The following is a 7,776-nucleotide window of genomic DNA, read 5'->3' as shown; positions in this document are numbered from 1 at the left end:
GGAGAGTGCCAAAGGAGTAACAACAATATTGGTCGCCAGATTTACGGGATGAAAATCGGTTCCTGCCTCCAGTGAATAAAACTGAACGGAGTATGCTCTCCCCAAAGACTCAGTCTTATTAAAAGTATAATTAACGCTCGCTTTAGGGATAATCACACCTGTGATATACACATCTCTGACGTATCTGACACCGTTGCTCTTAAAGCCAGCATGCTGAATAGTGTTTAACTCTTCTGATGAAAGCGCACTGGCAGATTTGTTGACTTTGACGGGTAATGCATCGCTGAATTGAAGCACGCTATCGTTGTCTGACGGCTTGTTTATGCGAAATTTGAGAGAGTTCTCTTCCCGCCCAGATATCAGAGGAATTTGGGCTGCAAGTTTATTTAGAGACAGAAGTTCATCGGCCCCCTGAGTCAGAATATAGATATTCTTTTCACCGACGAAGGCGACGCCATCAGAAGGAACGTTAACAGCCGTTTTTTTACTGGCTCGAATAGCAGAAACAGCAAGGTTCTTATACTGAAACACACCTGCGACACTATCCTGAATCTGAATATGCCTTTCTGTTTGTGGCTCAGCGACCTTATTTCCTCCCCACAATAATGCTGTACAGCCTGAAAGCAAGAACATCACACCCAAACAAATAAGCATTCTAAGATGTTTCATTTTTTATTTTTCCTTGATCCTGATTTCTATCCTGAAGATATGACTAAATATCATCCGCAAAGCACGGCGGCACGGGCGGGATCGACAGCGATCAGCCCGGCAAGTAACTGATCCATTACCGGTGTAAGGCGGGCCTTATCAGCCTCACTGCGCGCTGCTTTCAGTCTGAGCAGTTTCAGATGGCGGGCCTGCACCTCGAACAGCAGCTCAGGCTCCCAGTTGCTGAGAGTCACTTCTCTGGCACGCTCACCCAGCTCTGCAAACAGGTGCACCGCCAGCTCATTTTTACCGTACTGCTCAGCAATGCGGCCCATCATCAGACGCAACAGCCACTTCTGACGATCGGTGGTCATGCCCGGCCGGGTCTGCAACCAGCCCAGCGCGGCATCCGGGCCTTCACTGTCGGCCAGCGCCACGGCTTCCGGCTCCAGCGCCAGAATGTCATCGTTACCGGCGGTTACCGGGGCTGATGCCGTGTCATTATCCCAACCGCCGACCGTGTTCAGCACGCTCTGCTGGATCCAGTTCAGCGTCACTTCGTCCGCAAACGGGGTACCGTCACTGAATGCGAGCGTCTCCAGCCCGGACAGGCGCGATAACAGTCCTTTCAGGTCTGCCGAGACAATGTCGGCCAGCGCCTCCTGTCTGGATTTCATCAGCGCCTGGTGGATATACCATTGCAAATCCAGCCACAGGTGATTGGCTCCGCGGGAAAACGTGCTGTCTGCTGTCTCCAGCATTTCAGCCCAGTTCTGCTGCAGGTAGAGGCGTTTGAGTAACGCACGCTGATCCGCCCTTGGTGGCTCGATGCGTGTACGCCCCTGTGCATCCGGAGCCGGGATGGCCCATAGGGTGTCGTGACGCAGGCTTTTCATCAGATGATGTGCTGACAGCCAGCCATCTGGTTGCTCGCGCAGGTATTCGGTGAGTGTGCGGGCCTGGGACAGCAAATCCTGACCGGACGTGATCCGCCCGATAGCCGGTGCATCGTTGTGACTGGCAGGTGAAGGGGTTTCGCCGGTACTGGCGTTCTGCGGTACCACGGCATCCACGCCCCCCGCTTTGTGCAAACGACTTTCCAGCGCACCGTACAGCGCATTGAGTTCCGGGCGGGTTTCATCCGGCTCGTTTTCAGTAAGCCCGGCGATCAGCAGTAGCGCCCCGATAGTACGCATCGCATCGATCCTGACCACTTCCGGGTACAGGGAAAGCGAGTCGGTCATGCGCGATCCTGCCAGCCATTCCAGTGCCGCCTTACGGCTGCGTTCACGCTGCGGGTGCAGTTGTGTGCCAAAGCGCTCCAGCAGACCGGCCAGCAGTTCGAGCCCTTCGGCCAGCCCCTGCTCGCCTTCGCGGTGCAGCTTCGCCCAGCAGTAGTACGTCGCCACGCGAATGTCTTTCGCGGTGGTGGTCAGCAGCTTCTCTGCCAGCTGGCAGATGAGTTCGGTATCCGCGCCGGAAAGTTTGTTGACCTCTTCTCGCATCTGCTGGAAATCATCGTCATAGCCCGGATCCTCGCCAACAGGCGACGATCCGGGCAGCGGCTGCAACCAGCTGTCCCATTGAGCTACCCGTTCACGGGTCACTGCAAGTAAAGGTTCCTGTTCAGCCTGACAGGCGCTGAGTAAGGCATTAAGGGTACTCATCAATATACGTCCTCTGCATCATTGCCTGTGCTGGCGACCTGGTCCGATACTGCAGGTCCGGTTGTGCTGAAAATGGTTTCCGGCAGGCGGAAATTACGCAGTTTCAGCAACGCCAGTGGGCCTTCTCCAGCTTCGGTACGCAGGGTGTAATTGAGTGTGCGGCCGTCCTGTGCTTTCCAGCTCAGGCTGTAACTGCTGCCGATACCCGGGTAAGCGCTGACAGTGGCTTTATCGAGCAGACGTATCCAGCCCCAGCTACCCGGAATATCGGCATACTGGCGGGTGCCCGCCTGCGTGCTGATCCAGCTTAAGGTCGCCCCCGGTGCTTCCGTGTCGCCCGGCCATGCAAAACGCTTCCACGCCGGGAGCTGGTTCACGTAGGTCAGCTTCTGGCTGTCGATAAGCATATCGGTCTGCATCACGCCGGCGGCGGTGCCCGGACGCAGCTCAAAGTTCATACCAGCGTTGCCTTCGGTGAAGGCCACATCCGAGATATGACTCAGGGTATTGATGGCGTTCAGGAACGCCGGATTAAAGGCGAGGCCCTGGGAGTTGATGCTGTCCGGTACCCAGTGGTTGCCTTCTTTATGCAGGACGCCTTTAAGGCGGGTCTGCAGGAACTGGGCGATACGCCCGGAATCGGCATTGAGGTATTTTGCGAGCAGCGGCAGAGAAACATCACTACTGGAGTGATTGAACGGATAACGGCCACCAAAGGCACTGTTCCACTCAGCCACCACCGCCTGCTGCCACTGGGCATTGAGGCTGTCGGCCGCCGGGGTCAGCACCTGCTGCCAGGCCTGCTCCATCGGGTTCACAAACACCGTACGCCCAAAGCCGCTCCACTCCTGCCCCAGACCGGCGGCAATCAGGCTTCCGTAATCACGGGTTTCGGTCAGGTCCACTGCCTTGCCCTGGAATACGGTCTGGGCAATGGTCTGAGTCATGGCCTGCGGGTCGGCAGCATTGGTCACCTGCTGCAGGCGCAGGCGCACCTGCGTCACACGTGTCAGGAACGACTGCAGACTCTGCTCCTGTGCTCCCATGCGATTCTTGTTCATCAGCGCCAGCACCGGACCAAAGGTCGTATCCAGCGGGCCGTGAGCGTCGGCCCCCTGGTCAATCGCATCCTTGCTATCCCCCCCCAGCAAACTCTTCGCCGATTTCACCAAAGAATCAGAAATCGCTTCGCCGGCCTGGCCGGTGCGCCCCTGCACGTTCAGGGTGTTCATCAGCGCCACCAGAGGAGACTGCCGCACGTCCGCCATCAGGGTTAGTTGGTCAATCGAGTCCGACAGCGTGGCCGCCTGATTCCAGCGCAGGCTGTTCAGAAACTCCAGCCACGCCCCGCCAAAGTCGGCAAAGTAACGCTCCGTCAGACGCTTCTTCAGCACCTCCGGCGAGGCTTCATTCTGTGATGCCGCCTGGCGTTTACTGTCCGTCAGCACCCAGTCGAGCTCATCCCGGCGCGCCTTCACCACTTTCTCAATAGCCGGCTGCACCGCCTGCTCCCAGGCCTGGCGGGTAAACATCCCCGGCACGACTTCCGTGGTGCTGAACAGACGAGATGCGTCGGTATCCCCAGTCATGTCTTCAAGGCGCATATCGACATACAGGTGCGCCACCTGAGAAAGCATCTTCTGGTACAGGGTCGATTCGCTGTTGCGCATGCCCGTCAGGCGAACCAGCAGAGAACGCGCCTGACTGACCATGCTCTCATCCGCACGGAGCTTCCATTCCGGGTGCACAGCCAGCTGCGCGCCATAGAACGACAGCAGTGACGGAGCCACGCCCTGCCAGACGCCGTCTTTCACACCATCGCGTTTCGGCCAGTCATGCAACAGCGCGGTACTGAACCAGGCCGCATCCATACGTTCCGGGCGGGCCAGCATCAGGTAGAGTTTGAGCTGATCATAGGTGGTTTTTGCCATCTGCTCACGCAGCGGGCTGCCCGGCGGCAGCGCGTTAAAGGCACTGACCTGCTTCTGCAGATGGCTGGCTGCCGCATCACGCAGCAAAGGCAATGCGCTGTCCTGATAGCGTGGCCAGAGTGCGGCCAGCAGCGCATTGTTCTGACTCAGCCCGGCCTGCTCATACCATGGCACGCCGTGCTCAGAACGGTACTGCAGACGGGCCAGCGTTTTCTGCAGTTCAGACAGGGCATGCAGACGCTGCTCCAGCGGCTGGTTTAACTGCACGGCAAAAAAGGCCTGTGCACGGGCCCCGTCGATCTGGCTGCGGTTAGCGACATACGCAATACCCATCCAGACGGCCCAGCCCACCATTACCACAGCGACAACAGACGCCAACATTTTTCGCCATGGAATACCCGGTTTGCGCGGAGTCAGTCCGGCAGGGAGAGTCCCGACCGACTCCGGCAGAACATCCCAGCGTTTATCCAAGCCCCAGTGGTGCGGCACGGCACGTTCGGCACCGGCAGAGGGCTGACTGAACACCACACCGGCCAGCGGCAGCGGGCGATACGGATTGAGCATCACCGACAGCGGTGCGGTCACGCTTTCCGGCTCACGAATAAGCTGGTCGGCAAGCGTCAGTAAGAAGTTATGTTTAACCTCACCGCAGGTCTGCTGCAGACCCTGCGAGGTCAAATTCGGCGTCAGGGCGGAGAGCTGTTCTGCCAGTCCTTCGGTACGACACCCGTCAGGTAACAGGCAGCCGGTCGCCTGCGTAATGCGCCCTTCCGGTTGACCGGCGCGCGGATGTAGGGACCAGACATACAGCGGGAGTTTCCAGCCAAGCGTTTCCATACGCGCGCTGATGGCGTGAGACAGGGAATCCATGGTGCTTTCAGACGGTACCGGCAGCGGCTGCTCCAGCCCGGGTGCTGAGAGCTGGTCAAAGGCCGAAGTGACCCACACCAGCCCATCCACCGGGCGGCGACGCAGTTTGCGCAGAGCGGTCAGCCAGGCACTGTCTGCTGGCGTATTGAGGTCACCGCCCCACAGCAATAGCGTGCCGCGATCTTCCTGCCAGAGCTGAGTGGTGAGTCCTGGGGTCAACTGCTCTACTTCTGAAGCCGTACCGGTTATCAGCAGGATGCGTGTTTTACGACCCCAGCGCCGACCGTAGAGGTTACGCATGGCTTCACGGATGGTATCGACGGTGACGTTATGGGGGGCTGTCTGCTCAACACGCCCCTCATCGACGGGCAGAACATTTTTGCGTTTTGACTGAGAGCGATGCCAGCCCTGTTTAATAGCAAGTGTAATGGTTTTGCTGTGGCGCAACAGCATCAATAAAATCAGGGCACCGGCAATGACCAGCCCTTTAAGTAACGGAGTATGCAGCCCCATTTGATCGCCAAAGTGCCAGATACCCCAGGCAATTCCGCCTGCTAAAAGCGCGGAGAAACCCAGTCTTCCCCAGCCTCCGCGCCATGCTGAATCACCCGTGGTCATCGTTTCGGTTCCCTGTTTGCACTGTATTAATAAATTTCTGCTCACCATCTGTAGAAAGCATCAGACAGTCTGCTTGTTGTATGTTCACAATATCGCTGGCGACTGCTGCCATTATCCATGGAGAAAAGGGGCCGCTGATCCCGGCATATTTTTCCAACCAGTGGAGCTGTTCAGGTTGCCAGTGCCCTGTATATATGGCAGCGGATTCAAGCAGAACAGGAAATAAATCGCCCCATGCGACCTGATCGCCGATGATACAGGCAGTGGCACAGGACTGAGTCTGCGTAGAGAAAAACGTATCCAGTGATTTATTCATATCACCCATATCTAACGACATTGGCCGTAGCAGGCAGGCATCATGAGTAAGTTGATATTTTGTGGCAACATCATCTGATGTCAGCAACAAAGAGGCCAGGATGTCGCTATAACGCCCTTTCCCCTGAGTCTGATGCACCAGAATAAGATCCACATCCAGCGTTGGCGATTTAAGCCGTTCTTCCAGCCAGATAAAAGTATTTGCGGTCTGTATATTCAAAACAGGCGCAGGGCACAAAGGAACTATCTTCTGCCAGACCTTTGCAAATTCGTCCTGAAGTATCAGAGGATCTTCCTGCCAATCCGTCAGCAAAGTGGCACTAAGGGGTAAGTCTGATGGAACCCAGACCAGGGCATCACTGACACATTCAAGTAGTTGTGAAAAACAGTTTTCTGGAGTTGAGTGATCAAAATGCTGCGTCAATGTTGTGCGCTGCATTTGCTCAGCCGAAGCCTGTAAAAAAAGAGAGGGCGTCAGAGCATCCGGAAAAATGACACCGCTATGCAGCACAGCAATGTTTCTCCCGGCCCATTCAGTCCATTGTTGCTGGGCGTAATCAGCCTCATTAGCCTCAAACTCGTGCTTATCAAATGCACTATTGAAGAGCCAACCCCGCAGGCATAGAAAGAAAAAACAGATAACTATGGGGCTTGCTGTGACGACCCAAATATTGAATGCCTGTAAAGGTCCTAAAAACTTATTAGCATGTAGGACAAACAACATCACACTCCCTACAGCTGCAACAACTCCCAACATAAGCCAAAGAACAAAGGAAGGCTCTTCAGGCTTTTTGGATACCGTTGATTTTTCACGCTCCCAGCTCATTAATTATCCTATTACACAATCCGGTGCGCTGGATATCAGCTGACAACCACATCCACAGCGGCAACCATCCACAGCAATCGCTTTACCGTCTGAGGACCATTCAGGCGAACCTTCAATAATGGCATTAACACCATGCCCTTCTATCGGACAGCTAACTTTATCTCCGATAAGAGCAACCTTTTTGCCATTAACAATCATGGTCGAGGATGCTGAAAGCACCTGACCCCCATGTGTAGTTTTATCACCAAGCAATACGAAACCTTTGGACATTCCAAACTCCTTAATGCTTATTTTTTTGTCGTGCAATTTAATATAAAAATTAATTATTCATTACGCAGCGGAATACATACTGTGGGCCAATGCCATACTTCTCATAATCGTCATAAGCATTGATCTTAGGAACTGGTAATTTGGATTGTCTGAACATAGTCAGGGCATATTGGCTGTCACCACCAATATATCCGCGCAATACTTTCCTAGTGCCTTTCTCTGGCCCCTGAGGGTCATTCACTTGGGAATCAGAATAATAGTCAGATGCGTACCAGTCATTAACCCATTCAGAACCACTTAAGCCCATGTCATAAAGGCCGAGTGGATTTGGAGGGTGTTTTCCGATGGGGTAAAAAGGGAGCCCGACACCGTCAGTATATTCATCCAATTGTTCTTCATTGGGGATGTTCTTGCCTTCCTCAAACTTCCCGTTATTGGTAGCGAAGGGAAGATATTGCCCTCTGGACCTCGCGGCATATTCCCATTGTGCCTCGGTCGGCAGATCGATCTTTTTACCTGACATCTTACCCAACCACTGGCAGTAATCTTTAGCCTGTTGCCAAGTAACACTTACCGAATAATCTCTCTTCAGCAATGAAGGATGGCTTTTCATAAATGGGCCTACTGGTAA

At 54.8% G+C, this 7,776-nt stretch carries 6 protein-coding genes; all 6 read right to left on the bottom strand.

Translation table 11 applies throughout. The features are described 5' to 3' along the window. Positions 1 to 669 (bottom strand): YidX family protein (locus AU511_RS16275; RefSeq protein ID WP_094110306.1); only part of this gene is annotated, 669 nt, incomplete at its 3' end. 50 nt (positions 670 to 719) lie between these two features. After that, the gene (tssA, locus tag AU511_RS16270) at positions 720 to 2,315 is read right to left on the bottom strand and encodes a type VI secretion system protein TssA (RefSeq protein ID WP_094110305.1); all 1,596 of its coding nucleotides are present in this window, start codon (positions 2,313 to 2,315) and stop codon (positions 720 to 722) included. Continuing rightward, the gene (locus AU511_RS16265) at positions 2,315 to 5,734 is read right to left on the bottom strand and encodes an ImcF-related family protein (RefSeq protein ID WP_094110304.1); all 3,420 of its coding nucleotides are present in this window, start codon (positions 5,732 to 5,734) and stop codon (positions 2,315 to 2,317) included. Before AU511_RS16265 ends, tssA begins: the two co-directional genes overlap by 1 nt. Continuing rightward, a complete protein-coding gene (locus tag AU511_RS16260) occupies positions 5,721 to 6,875 on the bottom strand; it encodes a hypothetical protein (RefSeq protein WP_094110303.1) in 1,155 nt (384 codons plus the stop codon). The genes AU511_RS16265 and AU511_RS16260 overlap by 14 nt, the downstream gene beginning before the upstream one ends. A gap of 3 nt (positions 6,876 to 6,878) precedes the next feature. Beyond that, positions 6,879 to 7,145, bottom strand: coding sequence for a PAAR domain-containing protein (locus AU511_RS16255; RefSeq protein WP_094110302.1), 267 nt, complete (start codon positions 7,143 to 7,145; stop codon positions 6,879 to 6,881). 49 nt (positions 7,146 to 7,194) lie between these two features. Then, a partial coding sequence (locus AU511_RS16250) for a formylglycine-generating enzyme family protein (RefSeq protein WP_139829410.1) occupies positions 7,195 to 7,776 on the bottom strand: 582 nt, incomplete at its 5' end.

The organism is Lonsdalea iberica, assembly GCF_002111585.1.
Lineage (GTDB): Bacteria > Pseudomonadota > Gammaproteobacteria > Enterobacterales > Enterobacteriaceae > Lonsdalea > Lonsdalea iberica.
Note: the sequence above shows the minus strand (reverse complement) of the source record. Positions and strands in the feature narration are given on the sequence as shown.